The sequence below is a fragment of the Cellulomonas sp. P22 genome (assembly GCF_044392165.1).
Window position 1 is genome coordinate 68,571 of record NZ_JBISBW010000002.1, and the last position, 18,064, is coordinate 86,634.

The 18,064-nt window shown below is 73.5% G+C and carries 15 protein-coding genes; 7 read left to right on the plus strand and 8 right to left on the minus strand.

The annotated features are described in order from the left end of the window. The first annotated feature begins 44 nt into the window (after positions 1-44). Positions 45-746, plus strand: a complete 702-nt coding sequence (locus tag ACGIF2_RS01045; protein ID WP_396042563.1) for a TetR/AcrR family transcriptional regulator — start codon at positions 45-47, stop codon at positions 744-746. Between the two features lie 68 nt (positions 747-814). Here ACGIF2_RS01045 and ACGIF2_RS01050 read toward each other — a convergent pair whose 3' ends face one another. Next, the gene (locus ACGIF2_RS01050) at positions 815-1,345 is read right to left on the minus strand and encodes a MarR family winged helix-turn-helix transcriptional regulator (RefSeq protein ID WP_396042565.1); all 531 of its coding nucleotides are present in this window, start codon (positions 1,343-1,345) and stop codon (positions 815-817) included. Between the two features lie 116 nt (positions 1,346-1,461). On the opposite strand from ACGIF2_RS01050, the gene ACGIF2_RS01055 reads away from it, so the two are divergent. The 5 genes from ACGIF2_RS01055 (at position 1,462) to ACGIF2_RS01075 (ending at position 7,407) form a co-directional block, all read left to right on the plus strand. Continuing rightward, positions 1,462-2,538 (plus strand): FUSC family protein, encoded by a 1,077-nt coding sequence (locus ACGIF2_RS01055; RefSeq protein WP_396042567.1) that lies wholly within the window; start codon positions 1,462-1,464, stop codon positions 2,536-2,538. A gap of 167 nt (positions 2,539-2,705) precedes the next feature. After that, complete coding sequence (locus ACGIF2_RS01060; RefSeq protein ID WP_396042569.1) at positions 2,706-3,818, plus strand: glutamate--cysteine ligase; 1,113 nt, start codon at positions 2,706-2,708, stop codon at positions 3,816-3,818. Positions 3,819-3,933: 115 nt separating this feature from the next. Continuing rightward, positions 3,934-4,776: a putative protein N(5)-glutamine methyltransferase gene (locus ACGIF2_RS01065; RefSeq protein ID WP_396042571.1), complete on the plus strand. Its 843-nt coding sequence runs from the start codon at positions 3,934-3,936 to the stop codon at positions 4,774-4,776. Between the two features lie 4 nt (positions 4,777-4,780). Next, positions 4,781-6,883 carry an ABC transporter ATP-binding protein gene (locus tag ACGIF2_RS01070; RefSeq protein ID WP_396042573.1) on the plus strand — a complete coding sequence of 701 codons (2,103 nt, stop codon included), beginning with the start codon at positions 4,781-4,783 and terminating at the stop codon, positions 6,881-6,883. A 113-nt stretch (positions 6,884-6,996) separates the two neighbouring features. After that, positions 6,997-7,407: a hypothetical protein gene (locus tag ACGIF2_RS01075; RefSeq protein WP_396042575.1), complete on the plus strand. Its 411-nt coding sequence runs from the start codon at positions 6,997-6,999 to the stop codon at positions 7,405-7,407. A gap of 28 nt (positions 7,408-7,435) precedes the next feature. Here the strand turns inward: ACGIF2_RS01075 and ACGIF2_RS01080 are convergent, their stop codons facing one another. Continuing rightward, on the minus strand, positions 7,436-8,383 hold the full coding sequence (locus ACGIF2_RS01080) for an aldo/keto reductase (RefSeq protein ID WP_396043330.1): 948 nt from the start codon (positions 8,381-8,383) through the stop codon (positions 7,436-7,438). Between the two features lie 183 nt (positions 8,384-8,566). Between ACGIF2_RS01080 and ACGIF2_RS01085 the strand changes: the two genes are divergently transcribed. After that, complete coding sequence (locus ACGIF2_RS01085) at positions 8,567-8,911, plus strand: RNA polymerase-binding protein RbpA (RefSeq protein WP_066588806.1); 345 nt, start codon at positions 8,567-8,569, stop codon at positions 8,909-8,911. A 90-nt stretch (positions 8,912-9,001) separates the two neighbouring features. Here the strand turns inward: ACGIF2_RS01085 and ACGIF2_RS01090 are convergent, their stop codons facing one another. The 6 genes from ACGIF2_RS01090 to tatC form a co-directional block, all read right to left on the minus strand. Beyond that, positions 9,002-9,796, minus strand: coding sequence for a polyprenol monophosphomannose synthase (locus ACGIF2_RS01090; protein ID WP_396042577.1), 795 nt, complete (start codon positions 9,794-9,796; stop codon positions 9,002-9,004). Continuing rightward, positions 9,793-11,382 carry an apolipoprotein N-acyltransferase gene (gene lnt, locus ACGIF2_RS01095; RefSeq protein WP_396042579.1) on the minus strand — a complete coding sequence of 530 codons (1,590 nt, stop codon included), beginning with the start codon at positions 11,380-11,382 and terminating at the stop codon, positions 9,793-9,795. The genes ACGIF2_RS01090 and lnt overlap by 4 nt, the downstream gene beginning before the upstream one ends. A 342-nt stretch (positions 11,383-11,724) precedes the next feature. Then, complete coding sequence (locus tag ACGIF2_RS01100; RefSeq protein ID WP_396042581.1) at positions 11,725-13,374, minus strand: amidohydrolase; 1,650 nt, start codon at positions 13,372-13,374, stop codon at positions 11,725-11,727. A gap of 20 nt (positions 13,375-13,394) precedes the next feature. After that, positions 13,395-16,256: a DEAD/DEAH box helicase gene (locus ACGIF2_RS01105; protein WP_396042583.1), complete on the minus strand. Its 2,862-nt coding sequence runs from the start codon at positions 16,254-16,256 to the stop codon at positions 13,395-13,397. Positions 16,257-16,278: 22 nt separating this feature from the next. Further along, on the minus strand, positions 16,279-17,193 hold the full coding sequence (locus ACGIF2_RS01110) for a diacylglycerol/lipid kinase family protein (RefSeq protein WP_396042585.1): 915 nt from the start codon (positions 17,191-17,193) through the stop codon (positions 16,279-16,281). Beyond that, complete coding sequence (gene tatC / locus ACGIF2_RS01115; RefSeq protein WP_396043332.1) at positions 17,190-18,038, minus strand: twin-arginine translocase subunit TatC; 849 nt, start codon at positions 18,036-18,038, stop codon at positions 17,190-17,192. The genes ACGIF2_RS01110 and tatC overlap by 4 nt, the downstream gene beginning before the upstream one ends. Between the last annotated feature and the right edge of the window lie 26 nt (positions 18,039-18,064).

An 18,064-nucleotide genomic window follows, 5' to 3' on the forward strand; every position in this document is an offset into this window, starting at 1 on the left:
GTCAAACGTTGTTCGTTCGAAACGTGGTTCGGTACGGTGGGCACATGCGTGATCGTGATCAGTCGCCGGTGAGCCGCCGTGCGCGCCCCGCCAAGCCGCCGTTGAGCCGGGAGACGATCGCGGCCGCGGCGCTTCGCGTGGTCGACGCCGAAGGGCTGGGCGCGCTCACCATGCGCCGGGTGGCGCGCGAGCTCGACACCGGAGCAGCCTCCCTCTACGTCTATGTCGAGAACCGCGAGGACCTGCTCGCGGCCATGATCGACAGCGAGCTCGCGACCGTCGAGAATCCGACGGAGGGCAGCTGGCAGGAGAAGGTCACCGCGCTCGTCCAGTCCCAGATCGCAGCCCTCACCCGCCACCGCAGTCTCGCCGTGGCGGCGCTCGGCGCGATCCCCATCTCACCCAACGCGAGCCGCGTCGGCGAGCACCTGCTCAACGCGGTGCTCGAGTCCGGCGTCGACCAGCGCACGGCGGCGTGGGCTGTCGATCTCATCGGTCTCTGGACCAGCGCGACCGCGGCCGAGAAGACCATCAACGACCAGCGTGGAGCGGACGGTGCGGTCGAGGCCGACTACCTGGACCGCATCGACGAGTACTACCGCACCCTCGACCCGGCGGACCACCCGACCACGCTCGCGATGCGCGACCTGCTGCTCAGCGGAAGTGACGACCAGCGCGCCGCCTGGGGACTGGGCGTGATCCTCAACGGCATCCTTGCGACCCCGGTCCCGGCGCCGACGGAGTAGACAAGACCGCGAGCGCGAGGGCCCTCCGGACGCGTCCCCGTCGCTGTCGCCGTCGCCTCGCCTCGGTGTCAGGACCCGGGCGCGCGGCGCTGCGGGTCGCTCGTGCTGCGCTCCCAGCTGCCGAGCAACGTGCGCAGCAGGTCGCCGACCTGTTCCTGCTGATCGGCGTCGAGCATCGCGATGAGCGAGGCCTCGTGCGCGAGGTATCCGGGCAGCAGCGCGTCGAAGCGCCGCGCTCCGTCTGGCGTGGGCGCGATCAGGAAGCCGCGGGCGTCCTCGGGGTTCACGTCGCGCACGATCCAGCCGCCGTCCTCGAGGCGTCGAAGCCGCTTGGTCGTCGCGGGCCCGGTGAACAGCAGCTCGCGCGAGAGCTCGCCGGGGCTCAGGGGGCGTCCGCTGCGGGTCAGCGCGGAGACGATGTCGAACTCGGCCCGGCTGAGGTCGTGCGGCGCCAGGTACGCCTCGCACGACGCGAGGACGAGCGGCGCCGCCCGCAGCAGCCGGCCGACGACACCCATCGGGACGGTGTCGAGCTCGGGGCGGACCTGGTTCCACGCCGCCTGCATCCGGTCCACGCCGTCGCGTGCCGACTCCTCCACGGCGCACCCCTCTCACGACCGCTCGGATCGAAATAGTTTACCTGTAAAGTAGCCGGGACGGTCGGGCCGTCGCCCCCCATCATTCTCTCCTGCAGCCCTCTGGAGGTCCCACCCTCGTGCCGTTCGCGGACCATCTGCCACACCCCCGCGACCTGGTGCGCTTCGGGCCGCCCGCGGCCAGCAACGCCGTCGCCCTTCGGGCGGGCGTCTCGGTCGCCGTCCCGCTCGCGACGCTGATGCTGACCGGTCACCTCGAGTGGGCTGCCTACGCCGCGTTCGGCGCGTTCACCGCGCTCTACGGGCGCATCGAGGGCTACCGGCGGCGACTCCCGACCCAGCTCGCGGCTGCCGCGGTGCTCGTCGCCGCAACGGGCGGCGGTGCGCTGCTGGCAGCCACGTCCCCCTCGAACGCTGCAGGCACCTGGCCCATCGTCCTGGCCGCAGCCGCGACGGCGGTGGTCGCCTCGCTGATCGGTGACGCGGCGGGCTGGCACCCGGTCGGGCCGTTGTTCGCTGTGTTCGCGATCGCCACCTGTGCCGCCATCCCGACCGACAGCGGTGGCGTCGTCGCGAGCTTCGTCGTCTCGGCCGCGACCGCCGCCTTCGCTGTCGGCGTGGGTGCGCTGGGTGCGCTCAGCCGTCGCCGCCGTGCGGTGCACCATCCGGCCCGGCTGCCGTTCGGGGCTCGGCGCGTCGTCGACGACCCCCAGGTGCTGCGTCATGCGGTCCGCTACGGGCTCGCAGCCCTCGTCGCCGGCAGCGTCGCGAACGTGATCGGGATCGGTCATCCGGGCTGGGCCATGGTCGCCGCGATCGCGTCCCTCGTCGGGCCGGACACCCCCGGGCGGGTGCTGCGCGGCCTGCACCGGGTGGCGGGCACCGCGGTCGGCCTCGTGATCGCCGCCGCACTGCTCTCGCTGCACCTGGACGGCTGGGCGGTCGTGGCCACGGTCGTGGTGCTGCAGACCGTCACCGAGCTCTTCGTCGGGCGCAACTACGGGTTCGCGATGATCTTCATCACGCCGATGGCCCTGCTGATGACGACCATGGTCACGGTGACGCCGACGGACGTGCTGGTCCGGGACCGCGGTGTCGAGACCTTCGTGGGTGCGGTGGTCGGTGTCGGGCTCGCCTTCCTCGCGACCGAGCACCGCGCAGCGGTCCGCACCGCACGGTCGACGCTCGAGGCCTGAGGTCCCGACGCACCGCTCCCCCGCGAGCGGGGCTGCACCGCGGGCCGTCGGGTCTCGACACCCCGCGCACTCGACGGCTAAGGTAAAGCAAACGCCAATAATGGACATTATGAAAGTAAAAAGACGCTCGGCAGGACAGTGGCCGGTCGTCCCACCACACTGTGGTGGTGCGCAGCATCGGGATCGAGGAAGAGTTCCTTCTCGTCGCGCCTGACGGTTCGCTCCGCGCCGTTGCAGCTCCCGCGCTGCAGCACGCGGCAGCGCACGCGTCCGACGCCGTCGCGGGTGAACAACCAGGTGGGACGCTCGAGAAGGAGTTCACCCAGGAGCAGGTCGAGACGTCGACGCGCCCGAGCACCGACCGCGACGGGCTGCTCGCCGAGGTCCGGACGGGCCGGGCCCGCGCGGACGCCTCGGCCCAGCACGTCGGCGCCCGCGTGGTGGCCCTCGCCACCGCGCCCCGTGGCGGTGACCCCACGGTCATCGCGAACCAGCGGGCGCGGGCCATCCGGCACGACTTCGGCGAGATCGCCCGGGAGCAGCTCACGTGCGGCTGCCACGTCCACGTCGAGGTCGGCGACGACGACGAAGGCGTCCAGGTCATCGACCACCTCCGCCCCTGGACGCCGCTGCTGCTCGCCCTCAGCGCCAACAGCCCCTACTGGCACGGCGAGGACACCGCCTACGCGAGCTACCGGTCCCAGGTGTGGGGGCGCTGGCCGACGGCCGGCCCCACGAGCCCGTTCGGCAGCGCGCAGGCCTACCACGACCTGGTCGACGTGCTGGTGGGGAGCGGCACGATCCTCGACCCCGGGATGGTCTACTTCGACGCGCGCCTGTCCCCCCGGTACCCGACCGTCGAGGTCCGGGTGCCCGACGTCTGCCTCGACGCGGCCGACGCCGTCCTCCAGGGCCTCCTCGTGCGGGCACTGGCCGACACGGCCCTCGACCCCGAGCTCACCCGTTCGTCGCCGACCGAGCCTGCGCCACGCACCGAGATCCTGCGGCTCGCCGCGTGGCGCGCGGCACGCTCGGGTGTCACGGGCGACCTGCTGAGCCCGCTGACCGCGCGAGCGGTGCCCGCGGGCGACGCGATCGCGGAGCTCGTCGAGCACGTCCGGCCCGCGCTCGAGCGCACAGGCGACCTCGAGTGGGTCCAGAACCAGGTCCGTGAGGTGCTCGGTCGCGGCACCGGATCCGTGCAGCAGCGCCGGTGGCGCGCCGAGGGCGCGGACGACGCCGCGTTCATGGCGCGGGCCGTGGAGCGCACGCACGCCTGAAGGTGCCGCATGATCGCCCCGGTCGTCGCGGGCGGAATCTCGTGGGCGCTCTGGCCACGCGTCCGGTACGGTCGCCCGATCGTTCGAACTCCGCGCCGGAGGAGCCTTCCCGCCCGTGACCGCGCCACTTCTCCCCCGCCCGGACCTCGTGGACACCCTGCGAGCCGCCGGCTGCGTGTTCGCGGAGGACGAGGCCCTGCTGCTCGTCGAGTCAGCCTCGGGTCCCGACGACCTGGCCCGGATGGTCGCCCTGCGCGTCGCGGGCCTGCCGCTCGAGCAGGTCCTCGGCTGGGCCCAGTTCTGCGGTCTGCGCATCGCGGTCGAGCCCGGGGTGTTCGTCCCCCGCCGACGCACCGAGCTGCTCGTGCACGAGGCCGCCGCCCACGTCGCCGCGACCCGTGCCCGCTCCGCGGGAGCGTCCGGCATGCCCCGCACCGTCGTCGTCGACCTGTGCTGCGGCTCGGGCGCGGTGGCGGCCGCGCTCGCGGCGCAGCTCGGCGCCGTCGAGGTCCATGCGGTCGACATCGAGCCGGCAGCGGTGCGCTGCGCCCGCCGCAACCTCGCGCCCGACGTCGGCCACGTCTACGAGGGCGACCTCGACACCCCGCTGCCCGCGACGCTGCGCGGACGGGTCGACGTCCTGGTCGCCAACGCCCCGTACGTCCCGACGGACGCGCTGGACCTGCTGCCGCCCGAGGCGCGCCTGCACGAGCCCCTCTCGGCCCTCGACGGCGGCACCGACGGGCTCGACGTGGTGCACCGCGTGATCGAGGCGGCACCGGGGTGGCTGGCGCCCGGTGGAGCGCTGCTCGTCGAGACGAGCGAGCGGCAGGGGGCCCGCGTGATCGAGGCGATGACGCGGGGCGGACTGGCCGCGCGGCTCGTCAGCGACGACGACCTGGGTGCGACGGTCGCGATCGGCCTGGCACCGGAGCGGGTGCACGACCCGTCAGACTGACCCCATGACAGCTCCGACTCCCCCACCCGCGTCGTCGCCCGTCCCGGAGCCTGACGAAGCGTCCTCGGGGGCGCTGCTGCGGCGCGTCGGCGGACTCCTCACCCCGTACCGCGGCGAGCTGGTCCTGGTCGGGGTGTCGATCCTCGTCGGAGCCGTGCTCGGCATCATCACGCCGTTCCTGACCCAGCGGGTCTTCGACGACGCGCTGTTCCCCGCCGACGGCTCGGGCGTCGACATGCACCTGCTGCTCGTGCTGGTGGCCGCGATGATCGTCGTTCCGCTGCTCAGCTCGGCGATCGGCGTGGGGCAGACCTACCTCACCACCAAGGTCGGCAACCTCGCGATGGCGGACCTGCGCGGGCGCCTGTTCGCGCACCTCGAGCGCATGGAGCTCGCGTTCTTCACGGCCACCCGCACCGGCTCGATCCAGTCGCGGCTCGCGAACGACGTGGGCGGTGTGCGGTCGGTGCTGACCACGACAGCCTCGTCGATCCTGTCCAACGCCGTCACCGTGATCGCCTCGCTCGTCGCGATGCTGCTGCTGAGCTGGGAGCTGACGCTCGTCGCGGTCGTGCTGATGCCCGTCTTCGTCGTGCTGCAACGGCGCGTCGGTGCCCGCCGGCAGGTCATCGCGCGGGCCACGCAGGAGTCGCTCGCCGACATGACCGCGATCACCGAGGAGGCGCTGAGCGTCTCGGGGGTGCTGCTGACCAAGATCTTCAACCGCTCAGACACCGAGGTCGCTCGCTACCGCGAGGAGAACGACCGTCAGGTCACGCTGCAGGTGCGTCAGGCGATGGCCGGCCAGGGCTTCTTCGCCGTCGTCAGCGCGTTCATGGCGGTCACGCCCGCGCTCGTCTACCTGGCTGCGGGGTACATGATCACCGGCGGTCTCGACGCACGCGCCATCACCGCGGGCACGCTCGTCGCGTTCTCGACGCTCCAGGCCCGGCTGCTCATGCCCGTGGTCTCCCTGATGCGCGTCGCGCTCGACGTGCAGACCTCGCTCGCGCTGTTCCGCCGCATCTTCGAGTACCTCGACCTGCGGCCGGCGATCACCGACCGGCCCGACGCGGTCGAGCTCGACCCCGCGACGACCCGCGGCCGGGTGACGCTCGACGAGGTCTGGTTCCGCTACCCGGCTCCCCCGCAGCTCCAGGAGCCCGCCCCGGTGCGCACGGTGCGGACCGGCGGCGGGGGCGGCGGCGGGATGCGTGGCGCGATGCTGAGCTTCGGCGTGGCCGGCGCGCACCCCGCGGGCGGCGGGGCGGGAGGTGGCATGCGCGTCGAGGTCGAGCACCGGGGACGTCCCGTCGCCGCTCGTGCCGCAGGCTCGTCGTCGCGCACCTGGGCGGTGCGTGACGTCTCGCTCGAGGTCGAGCCCGGGCAGTTCGCCGCGTTCGTGGGCCCGTCCGGCGCGGGCAAGACGACGCTGAGCTACCTCGTGCCGCGGCTCTACGAGGTGGACCGTGGCGCGGTGCGGCTCGACGGCCACGACGTGCGCGACGTGACGCTCTCGAGCCTCGCCGACTCGATCGGGATGGTGACCCAGGACCCGTACCTGTTCCACGCGACCATCGCCGAGAACCTGCGCTACGCGCGCCCCGACGCGACCGATGCCGAGCTCGAGGAGGCCTGCCGGGCAGCCAACATCCACGACCGCATCGAGTCGTTCGAGGACGGCTACCGCACCGTCGTGGGCGAACGCGGGTACCGGCTCTCAGGTGGCGAGAAGCAGCGGGTGGCGATCGCGCGCGTGCTGCTCAAGGACCCGAGCGTGCTGATCCTCGACGAGGCGACCTCGGCCCTCGACACGGCCTCCGAACGGCTGGTGCAGGACGCGCTGGCGCGGGCCGCGCGCCGTCGCACCACGCTGGCGATCGCGCACCGCCTCTCCACGATCCGCGCGGCGGACGTCATCTTCGTGGTGGACGACGGACGGGTCGTGGAGCGCGGCACGCACGAGCAGCTCGTGACGGCCCCCGACGGCCTGTACGCGCGGCTGTACGCCGAGCAGTTCGGCGGCGGCCGCGTCGAGGCGAGGTTCAGCGACGGGGTCATGTTCACCGACGGCGTGGTGCTCTCCCAGCCCGCGCGGCCCGAGTAGCGACGCCCCGGATCCGGCGCCGCGCACCCCCAAGGCCCGCGCGGCGCCGGTCTCCGCACAGGGGTCGCAGCCGTGAGCGCGCCGGTGTCGGCACCGTTGCGGACGGTGGCCGCATGACACCCCGCACGCACGAGCCCGATCCCGACGACGCACTCCTCGACACCCTGCTGAACGTCCTCGGCGACCGACGCGGCGGACCACCCACCCTGTGGTTCCTCGTCCTCGACGACCACGACCGGGCGCTGCCCGTGGCCCTGCCCGTCGAGCACGCACCCCAGAGGCCGTCCGAGGCGGTCGCGGCGCACCTCGTGCTCGTGCTCACGTCCGTGGTCGCCCACGAGGCGCCCGGCGGCTCGGTGCTCGTCGGGTACGTCCACGAGAGCGGTGGCGTGGACGGCGCGTTCGAGCGCGGATGGTCGCGCGTGCTCCGCCTGCACGCGTCGACGGCAGGGCTGCGCATCCGTGCCGAGGTCGCCGTGGGCGCCCACCATGCAGGGGTGCTCCGTGCCCCCGCCACGGACTGATGCCCGTGGCGGGGTGGACGTGCGCCGGTCAGGCGCCGGGCGACACCTCGTCGATCGCGGCCAGCTGCTCGAGCGTGGGCTCCCAGGCGAGGCTCTGGACGTTCTTCCGCAGCTGATCTGGCGTGCGGGCGCCCGCGATGACCGACGACACCCCCGGCTGGGCCGCCAGCGCGCCGAGCGCGAGGGTCGGCAGGTCGATGCCCCATTCCGTGGCCAGCGCGGCCAACGCTTCGATGCGGTCGAAGTCTGCTGCCGCGAGGCGCTCGGGGATCAGCGTCAGGCGGGTGCCCGCGGGGGCGGCCTCGCCGCGGCGGTACTTGCCCGTCAGCAGGCCCGACGCGAGCGGGACGTACGGGAGGATCCCCACGCCCGAACGCTCGGCCGCGGGGACCACCTCGGCCTCGGCGCGGCGGTCGAGCAGGTTGTACCGGTTCTGGGCCGAGACGAACGGCGTGTGGCCCACGCTGCGTGCGGACCAGTCCGCGTCGACGATCTGCCAGCCGCTGAAGTTCGAGCTGCCCAGGTACAGGACCTTGCCCTCGCGCACCAGCTCGTGGAGCGCCGCGAGCGTCTCGTCGATCGGCGTCAGCGGGTCGGGCTCGTGCATCTGGTACAGGTCGATGTGGTCGGTGCCGAGCCGCCGCAGCGAGCCCTCGACCGCCCGACGGATGTACCGGCGCGAGCCGCGCGCCCCGTGGTCGGCGCCGTTGAGCCCCGCGGCGTCCATGCCGAACTTGGTCGCGACCACCGCCTCGTCGCGGCGTGAGCCGAGTGCCGCACCCAGCAGCTCCTCGCTCTCGCCGGGGGTCCCCCCGTAGATGTCGGCGGTGTCGAAGAGGGTCACGCCCGCATCGAGCGCCGCGTGCACCACGGAGGGGACGTCCGCCGGGGGCATGGTCGCGCCGAACGAGTTGCAGCCCAGGCCAGCGAGGGAGACGGACAGGCCGGAGTCGCCGAGACGGCGGTACGTGGTCAGAGTCACCGGTCAAGACTAACGGCGCCCTGACCAGCGGCCGAGCACCGATCGTGCACGTCAGGCGGCATGCCTGCTCGCCGGGCGTTCACGAGACCTTCACGGCACTATGGAACACCAGGGGCCTGTCGGACGTTGAGCCCTGCGGAAGAGTGTTCTCCACGGCAAAAGCACGGAGGTTCCTAGATGTCGAACCGGTCCCTGCGCGGTATGCGCATCGGTTCTCACAGCATGGAGACAGAGGACGGCGTCGACTTCGCCCCCCGTCTCCAGGCACATTACGACTGCCCCAACGGGCACACCATCATTCTGCCCTTCTCGGTCGAGGCGGACGTCCCGGTCACCTGGGAGTGCCGCTGCGGCGAGGAGGCGCTCCTGCGGGACGCCTCGAAGCCCGAGCCGAAGGGTGGCAAGCCGCCGCGCACGCACTGGGACATGCTCCTGGAGCGTCGGACGGTCAAGGAGCTCGAGGAGCTGCTCGACGAGCGGCTCGACCTCCTGCGGGCCGGGAAGCTGCGTCGCAGCGCCTGATCGTGCACAGCGTCCTCGTCGGGCGTCGGTCCTCCGGGACCGGCGCCCGACGTCGTTCCGGGGCCTGACGACCGCGCCCGGCCCGGCGGCTCAGGCCGCGGGTGAGGTGCCGCGCAGCCGCTGCGCGGCACCGAGGAGCTGACGGCCGCGCTCCTGGACACCCCACACCGTGACCTTGACGAGCGCCTCGACGACGATGTTGCTGCTCATCTTCGACCGGCCCTGCTCGCGCTCGACGAACGTGATCGGCACCTCGACGGCGGTGCCCCCGGCCCGCAGCACGCGCCACGCCATGTCGACCTGGAAGCAGTAGCCGTGCGACTCGATCTCGTCGAGCGGCAGCGCGCGCAGGACCGGAGCGCGGTACGCGCGGAACCCGCCGGTGGCGTCGTGCAGGGGCAGCCCGAGCGCGAGCCGCGTGTACGTGTTGGCCCCGCGGGAGAGCAGCTGGCGGTTGAGCGGCCAGTTGACGACCTTCCCGCCGGGCACCCAGCGTGAGCCGAGCACCAGATCGGCGCCGTCGAGCGCCGCGAGCAGCCGCGGGAGGTCCTCCGCGCGGTGCGACCCGTCGGCGTCCATCTCCACGATCACGTCGTACCCGCGCTCGAGGCCCCAGCGGAAGCCCGCCACGTAGGCGGTGCCGAGCCCCTGCTTGCCGGCGCGGTGCATGACGTGCACCGGGTCGCGTCCCGACCGAGACTCCTCGGCGGCCGCGATCGACTCGGCGAGCTCGCCCGTGCCGTCGGGAGACGCGTCGTCCACGACGAGCACGTCAGCGTCGGGCACGTGGGCCCGCAGGCGGTCGATCGCGCCCGGGAGGCTGTCCCGCTCGTCGTAGGTGGGGACCACGACGAGCACGCGGAGATCGGCGGGGCTGGACGTCATCGTGCTCCCTCGGGACGGTCCGGGCGCCGGATGCGTCGTGCTCCGGCCATCCCGGTGACCACGACGCACAGAGCCAGAGCGTCGGCGATCCACGCGGGCCAGCCACCCAGCCGGGCGGCCGGCGTGAGGGAATCCCGCAGCGGAAGCGTAGCGACCAGCTGCTCCGCCGTGAAGAGGCCGGTCTGCTGGCTGACGGCACCGTTGGGCGCGATCACGGCGCTGACCCCCACCGTCGAGATCTGCACGGTGGCACGGCCCAGCTCGACCGCGCGCAGCCGCGACATCGCGAGCTGCTGGGTCGACTCGGCCGTGTAGCCGAAGGTCGCGTTGTTGGTCTGCACGAAGAGCACCTCGGCCCCCGCGCGGACGGCGTCGCGCGCCAGCTCGTCGTAGCCGACCTCGAAGCAGATGATGTCGCCGAGCGGCACCGTGCGCTCGAGCCGGGGGACCTCGACCGGCACGACCCCGACCTCGGTTCCCGCGACCATGTCCGTCGTGACCAGGTCCACCGCCGAGGAGAACCGCCGGAAGAAGTCCCGCATCGGGATGTACTCCGCGAACGGCGCCGGGTGCTGCTTGCTGTACGTCGCGACGACGCCCCGGCCCGGCTCCCACAGGACGGCCGTGTTGTAGCGGCCGCCGGTGGGCGGGTACTCCACGGTGCCGACCAGGAGCGGGGCGTCCACCGCCCGTGCCGCGTCGTCGATGAGCTGCGCTGCCTCGGCGTCGGCCTGCGGGTCCACGTCGGTGCCGTTCTCGGGCCACACGACGAGGTCGAGCTGGCCGGGCGCCACGCGGTCGAGCAGCGCGAGGGTTCCGGCGATGTGGTTGTCGAGGACCTGGCGCCGCTGCGAGAACGCGTCGAGCCCGGGTCGTGGGACGTTGCCCTGCACGGCTCCCACCTCGAGCGTGCCGGACTCCGCACGGGTGTCCAGGGGGACGAAGGTGCCGGCCACGACGAGCACCACGGCCGCGGCGGTGCGCAGCCCTGCGGCCCCGAAGGCCCCTCGGCGCAGCGCGGTCCACACCTGGGCGAGCAGGACGCCCACCGCGACGACGACGGCGGACACGAGCGGGGCGCCGGCGACCCAGGCGAACCCGAGCAGCGGGCTCGACGCCTGCGAGAACGCGAGTCGACCCCACGGGAAGCCGCCGAAGGGCCACGTCATGCGCAGCTCCTCCACGGCGACCCACAGCACCACGAACACCCCGAGCTGGAGCCCTGCGCTGCGCCAGACGGCGTTGCCGCGGCGTGCCCACGTCCAGGCCGCGCCGAGCAGCGCGACGTAGCAGGCCTCGAAGACCGACAGGGCGAGCCACGGCACGCGACCGACCGCGAAGTCCGCCCAGGTGATGTGCGGGGCGAAGAACGTCAGCCCCCAGACGAGCCCGACGAGCGCGTTCCACCAGGCGCTGTCCCGACGGAAGGCCAGGAACAGGGTGGCGACGCCGAGGAAGGCGGTCCCCCACCAGTCGAGGTCGGGGAAGGCCGCCCAGGTCAGCGCACCGCCGGCGACCGCGAGCACCAGGGTTGACCAGCGGGAGGGCTCGCGATCAGGCACCGCAGCAGAGTACGTCAGCCGCATCGTCCCGACCGACCGGCCCGCGTGTCCTTCGTGCCGGGTGGACCCGCGGTGCGGGTGCATCCGTTTTCTACTGAACACGCGGGCCTAGCCGGGTCCTCCTCCGCGGGCGGAGGGCAGGAGCTGTGGGCTTCCGCCGACCGATCATCCGCAGATGCGGAACACCACGCGAACCTACCGCCTGCCCGGGGGCTGTCAAGCACGCGATGCCCCTGCTCAGGCGCGTCCGCGCAGGTCACCGAGTTCCGATATGTCCGGGATCAGACAGGCCGTCACGGCGTGTCGTGCGGAGTGTCGGACGGGTGTCGGGGCACTGAGCCGTCCGGGTGATTCTGCGCGGACCGGTCAGTCCAGCTCGTCGTGGATGACGATCCCCGAACGCACGGTCCGCACGCACCGCGGCTCCGGTGCACCGGGCTCGAGATCGGGCAGCAGCGGGGTGCCGGCGCGAGGGTCCGCGCTCCACCCCGACACCCGCGGGTGCGCGACCTGGACCGCGAGGTGCTCGGCACGCCACAGAGCGAGGTGGGCGGGGGCGCCCAGCCGGATCTCGCCGGCTCCCGTGTGGTCGAGGCCTGCCGCCCGCCACCCTCCACGGGTGTGCGCGCGGAAGGCCGCACGCGCCGAGATGCGCTGGTCGGACTCGTGGTGCGTGACCGCCGCGCGGACGGCCCCCCACGGGTCGAACGGTGTGACGGGCGCGTCGGACCCGAACGCGAGCGGGATGCCTGCGGCGGCGAGGTCGGCGAGCGGGTTCAGCGCGGCCGCGCGACCGGCGCCGAGCCGACGCGCGTACATGCCGTCGGGACCGCCCCACGCGGCGTCGAACGCCGGCTGGACGCTGAGCCGCACGCCGAGCAGCACGAGCGAGGCGAGCGCGTGGGCGTCGATCATCTCGGCGTGCTCGATCCGGTGGCCTGCGCCGCGGATCGCGTCGACACCCTCGACGTCGACGGCCACGCCCAGGCCGAGCATGAACTCGTCCATGGCCCGGTCCCCGATGATGTGGAACCCGGCCTGCAGCCCGGCGCGGGTCACCGCACCGAGGTGGTTGCTGATCTGCTCGGCCGTCAGGTGGAGCACGCCCGCAGGGTGCTCGGCGCCGGGCACGGCGTCGGCGTACGGCGTGCGCAGGGCGGCCGTCCGCGAACCGATCGAGCCGTCGACATTGAGGTCGCCGCCGATGCCCGTGAGGCCCGGTACCGCCTCGAGCAGCGCGTGGGCGTCGTCGCTCGTGACGCACAGCTCGCCGCGGTACCCGACGACGAGCGGCAGCCCGCTCTCGGCGTCCGCCGTCATCGCGAGCAGCTGGGCGAGCCCCTCGCGGGTGTCCACGAACGGTGCGCTGTTCTCGTGCACCGCGACGATGCCCGCGGCGGCTGCGGCCTGCAGGGCGCGGCGGTAGAGCGCCCCGCGCCGGGCCGGCTCGACGTCCCGCGCGAGCGTGCGGGCCGCATGGTGCGCGTCGCGCTCGACGCGGCCGTCGTCGTCCCAGCCGGGCAGCCCGGCCAGGCCCGCGGCCGCCGCGAGCGACGACGAGACGACGGCCGAGTGGACGTCGACCCGGGCGAGGTACACCGGCGCTCCCCCGGCAGCCCTGTCGAGCTCCTCGCGGGTCGGCGCGCGCCCCTCAGGCCACTCCTGCTCGTCCCAGCCGTGCCCGAGGATCGGCAGGCCCGCACCGGCGTCGTGCACCTGCGCTGCCCGGTGCACGGCGTCGAGCGCGTCGGCCAGCGACCGCACCCCCGCCTCGGGCGTCAGCGCGACGCCGTCGAGCGCGAGCGCCGTCTCGAGCACGTGCACGTGCGCGTCGACGAAGGCCGGCGCCACGAGCGCGCCGTCGAGGTCGACCACCTCGTCGGCGCGGTCGACCATGCCGTCAGCCGTGTCGTCGGAGCCGATCCAGACGATCGTGCCGTCCTCGACCACGACCGCCTCGGCGAACGGGTCCGCAGGTGAGTGCACCACGCCGTGCCGGTAAAGAGTTGAGGTCACAGCGAGTCATGATATCTGGGTCACACCGACGAGTACGCGACGACCCCTCGGCGCAGGGCCATCACGGCCCGCGCGGCGGTCTGCCGCACGTGCCCGTCAGGGGCGGCCTGGGCGATCTGGTCGAGCAGGTCGATGAGCTGCTTGCACCAGCGCACGAAGTCGCCGGCCGCGAGCTCGCTGCCGCGCAGCACCGAGTCGAGCGCCCGCCCCGAGGCCCACCGGTGCACGGCCTGGACGAGCCCCAGGTCGATCGTGGCGGTCGCGTCGATCCGGTGCGCGGTCTCGACGTCGTCGAGCTCCGACCAGATCCGCACGGTGTCGTCGAGGGCGCGGGCGAGCGGCCCCTGCGGCCCGCCGGGGACAGCCGGAGCACCCTCCCGGTCGTCCCGTCGCGCCGAGTACACGAGCGTCGAGACGGCGGCCGCGAGGGCCGGGGCGTCGAGACCGTCCCACGCACCCCGGCGCAGGCACTCCGCGACCAGCAGGTCGTTCTCGGCGTAGATGCGCCGCAGCCACCGGCCCTCCGACGTCACGACCGTGCGCCGCCCGCCCTCGTCGTCGTCCTCGGTGCGCAGGTACCCGAGCTCGAGCAGCACGTCGCAGATCCGGTCGAAGACCTTCGCGATCGACCCGGTGCGTCCCTCGATCCGGGCCACCAGGGCGTCGTGCTCGTGCCGCAGCCGCGACCACCGCTCGGCCCACCGCGCGTGGTCCTCGCGGTCGGGGCACGCGTGGCACGGGTGGGCGCGCAGCCTGCGCCGCAGGTCGGCCAGCGCCTGGTCGTCGGCCGCGCCACCCCGGCCGGCGCGTTCGCCCTTCGCCCCGCGGGCCCGCCCGCCACCACGACCGGCCGGCACCTCGAGCTCGGCGAGCACCCCTCGCAGCGCCGCCGCCAGGTCGCGGCGCTGCGTCGACGTGCGCCCCGTGAACCCCTTCGGCACCCGCAGCGACCCGATCGTGCGCACCCCGTCGCCGACGTCGTCCACCGTGAGGCGGCGCACGTGCCGGTCGGTCGTCAGCACGGTGGGCCGTGGTCCCTCGAACCCGCCCGCGGTGCCCGGGTCGAGCACGACCGCGTGGCCCGAGCGGCGTCCGGCCGCGATCTCGAGCACGTCGCCGACCCGCAGGCCCTCGAGCGAGCGGCCCACGTCACGCCGCCGGGCCGACGTCGCCTGGCGCTTCAGGTCGCGCTCGCGGTCCGAGATCGCGCGCCGCAGCGCGGCGTACTCGGCGAAGTCCCCCCGGTCGCAGCGCATCGCCTCGGCGTAGCCCTCGAGGGCCTCGGTGTGCGCCTGCGCCTGGCGGGCCAGGCCGACCACGCCCCGGTCGGCCTGGAACTGCGCGAACGACGTCTCGAGGACCTCCCGGGCCCGCGGGCGCCCCACCTGGGCGACCAGGTTGACAGCCATGTTGTACGTGGGCCGGAAGCTCGAGCGCAGCGGGTACAGCCGCTTCGACGCCAGCCCCGCGAGCCCCACGAGGTCCAGGGCCGGGTGGTCGACCACGACAGCGTGGCCCTCGGTGTCGATCCCGCGGCGCCCCGCACGCCCCGTGAGCTGCGTGTACTCCCCCGGCGTGATCTCGACGTGCCGCGAGCCGTCCCACTTGACCAGCTTCTCGAGCACGACCGAGCGCGCTGGCATGTTGATGCCGAGCGCGAGCGTCTCGGTCGCGAAGACGACCCGCACCAGGCCGCGCGCGAACAGGTCCTCGACCGTCTCCTTGAACAGCGGGAGCATCCCCGCGTGGTGGCTCGCCACGCCGCGCGCGAGCGCGTCGACGAACGACCAGTAGCCGAGCACGTCGAGGTCCTCGGACGGGATCGACGCGCAGCGCTCCTCGACGACCCGCCGGATCTCGGCCTCCTGCTCGGCGTCCGTCAGTCGCAGGCCGGCGGCGACGCACTGCGCCACGGCTCCCTCGCAGCCCGCGCGCGAGAAGATGAACACGATGGCGGGCAGCAGCCCGGCCTGGTCGAGCAGGTCCACCACCATGAAGCGTGGCGTCGGACGCCCCCGCCCCTGGCCCGGGCCGCCGTGGTTGCTGTGACCGCCACGGCCCCGGTAGCCGCGGTCGCCCGGCCCCCGGCGCCCCTGGTGCGCCGGTCCGCCGTCGCGCTCACGGCGCACGAGGTGGGCGAGCTCGGGGTTGATGGGCGGGTTGACCCCTGGATCTGTCGGGTCGACGTGCCCGGCGTACAGGTCGTGCAGCGCACCGCGGACGAGCACCTGCTGGCCGAGCGGCACGGGACGGTGCTCGCTGACCACCACGGCGGTGTCGCCCCGCACCGCGGTGAGCCAGTCGCCGAACTCCTCGGCGTTCGAGACCGTCGCCGAGAGCGAGACGAGCTGCACGTCGTCCGGAAGGTGCAGGATGACCTCCTCCCACACCGGGCCACGGAACCGGTCGGCGAGGTAGTGCACCTCGTCCATGACCACGTACCCGAGCCCGTCGAGCGCCGGAGAGCCCGCGTACAGCATGTTGCGGAGCACCTCGGTGGTCATCACGACCACGGGGGCGTCCCCGTTGACGGACGTGTCGCCCGTGAGCAGCCCCACGTCGGCGGACCCGTGCCGGCGCACCAGGTCGCCGTACTTCTGGTTCGACAGGGCCTTGATGGGGGTGGTGTAGAACGCCTTGCGGCCCGTCGTGAGGGCGCGGTGCACAGCGAACTCGCCGACGACCGTCTTGCCGGCCCCGGTCGGCGCCGCGACGAGCACCCCGCTGCCCCGCTCGACCGCTGCGCACGCCTCGACCTGGAAGTCGTCGAGCGGGAAGTCGAGGAGCTCGCGGAACCGCGTCAGGTCGCTGTCCTGGGTCGCCGCACGTCGACGTGCCGCTGCGTAACGCTCCGCCGGGGACTGCTCAGGACTTCGTGCCACACCGTCAACCCTAGGCGACCGGTCAGGCGAGCACCCGCACCGCGCCCGGGTGGACCTGGGCGGCGAGGGGTGAGGGACCCACCCGCTCGCCGTCCGCGAAGGCGTCGGGCGGGGTGGGCCCGAGACCCGGGACCGGCTCGATGAGCGCCGTTCGCGTGCGGAAGACCTGCACGGCGGGGTGGCGCACGTGGCGTCCCGCGTACATCCCCGGGAAGACCCTCACGACCCCGCCGCGGGTGAACGGGCCCGCGACCACGACGTCGAGCAGACCGTCGTCGATCACGGCGTCGGGCGCGATCTTGACCCCGCCGCCGATCCACGGGGCGTTGGCCACCGCCACGACCGAGCCCGCCGACTCCCACACCACGTCGTCGAGCGTGATCCGGTACCCGTAGGGGGTGAACCTCCGCAGCTCGGACACGAGCGCGCGGACGTACCGCGCCCCGCCCTGGGGCCAGGTCAAGGCGTTGGCGCGCGCATTGACCGCGGCGTCGACCCCGCACGAGAGCGCACCGAGGAACCACGAGCGCGCCGCGTGGCGCGGCGGCCCCACGCTCACGGCGTCGATCGCCCGGGCCCCCCGCGCCAGCCCGTGCTCGATCGCGCGGACCGACGCCTCGACGTCGCCGCGGGGCAGGTCCAGCGCCCGCGCCAGGTCGTTGCCGGTACCGACCGCCACGATGCCGAGGGGCAGGTCGGTGTCAGCGACGACGTTCGCGCCGAGGTTGACCATCCCGTCGCCGCCGACCACCACGAGGGCGTCCAGGCCACGCACCGAGGCGTGCCGTGCCCGGGCGCTCGCGGCCTCCAGGTCGGTCGCCGACAGGTCCTCGACGTGGTGCCCCCGGCGGCGCAGCGCGTCGACGGTGGCGGACCCGGCGTCCGAGCCGCGCCCGCGTCCGGCCGTGGGGTTCACCACGACACCGATGTGCGTCATGCGCGTTCGTGACCGCTCTCGTCGGCCTGCTGGGCATCGGCCTGCTGAGCGCCGGCCGCCGCCCGGCCGACCTCGTCCGCGTCGGGCATCGTGCCGTCGAGCCGCGGCAGCCCTGCGGCGACCCGAGCACGGTCGACCCGGCGGTCGTGCAGCAACGAGATGCCCAGGGCGATGAAGTACAGGGCGCAGATGGGCAGCGCCATCACGACCATGGTGATCATGTCCGGCGTCGGCGTCATCACGGCGGCGAACACGAACGCGAGGAGCACGGCCCAGCGCCAGCCCTTGGCCATCGTCGACGCCCGCACGAGGCCCGCGAAGTTCAGGCAGACCATGATGACCGGCAGCACGAACGCCAGACCGAACGCCAGGATGAAGCGCATCACGAAGCTGAGGTACGTCTGGGCGTCGATCAGGTTGGTCGCGTCCTCGGGGATGAAGTCAGTGAGGACCTTCACCGCGGTCGGCATGGTCGACCACGCCATGTAGGACCCGGCGAGGAACAGCGGCACCGACGCGCCCACGAAGCCGATCGCGTAGCCACGCTCGCGCCGGGTCAGACCCGGCGTCACGAACGCCCACAGCTGGTAGAGCCACCACGGGCTGGTGATGATCGCGCCGAGGAAGAGGGAGATCTTCAGGCGCATGTCGAACGCCGTCGCGAGACCCCCGAAGTTCACCGAGGCTGTCGCGCCCCGGGCGGCCGCGGCGTCGAGCAGCGGCTGCTGCAACGCCGAGAACACCGGGTTGAACAGGATCCACCCGACGACGCCGCCCACGGTGAGGCCGCAGGCGACCAGGAACAGGCGCTTGCGGAGCTCGCGCAGGTGCTCACGCAGCGGCATCCGGCCGCCGGTGACCTCGCGGCGGG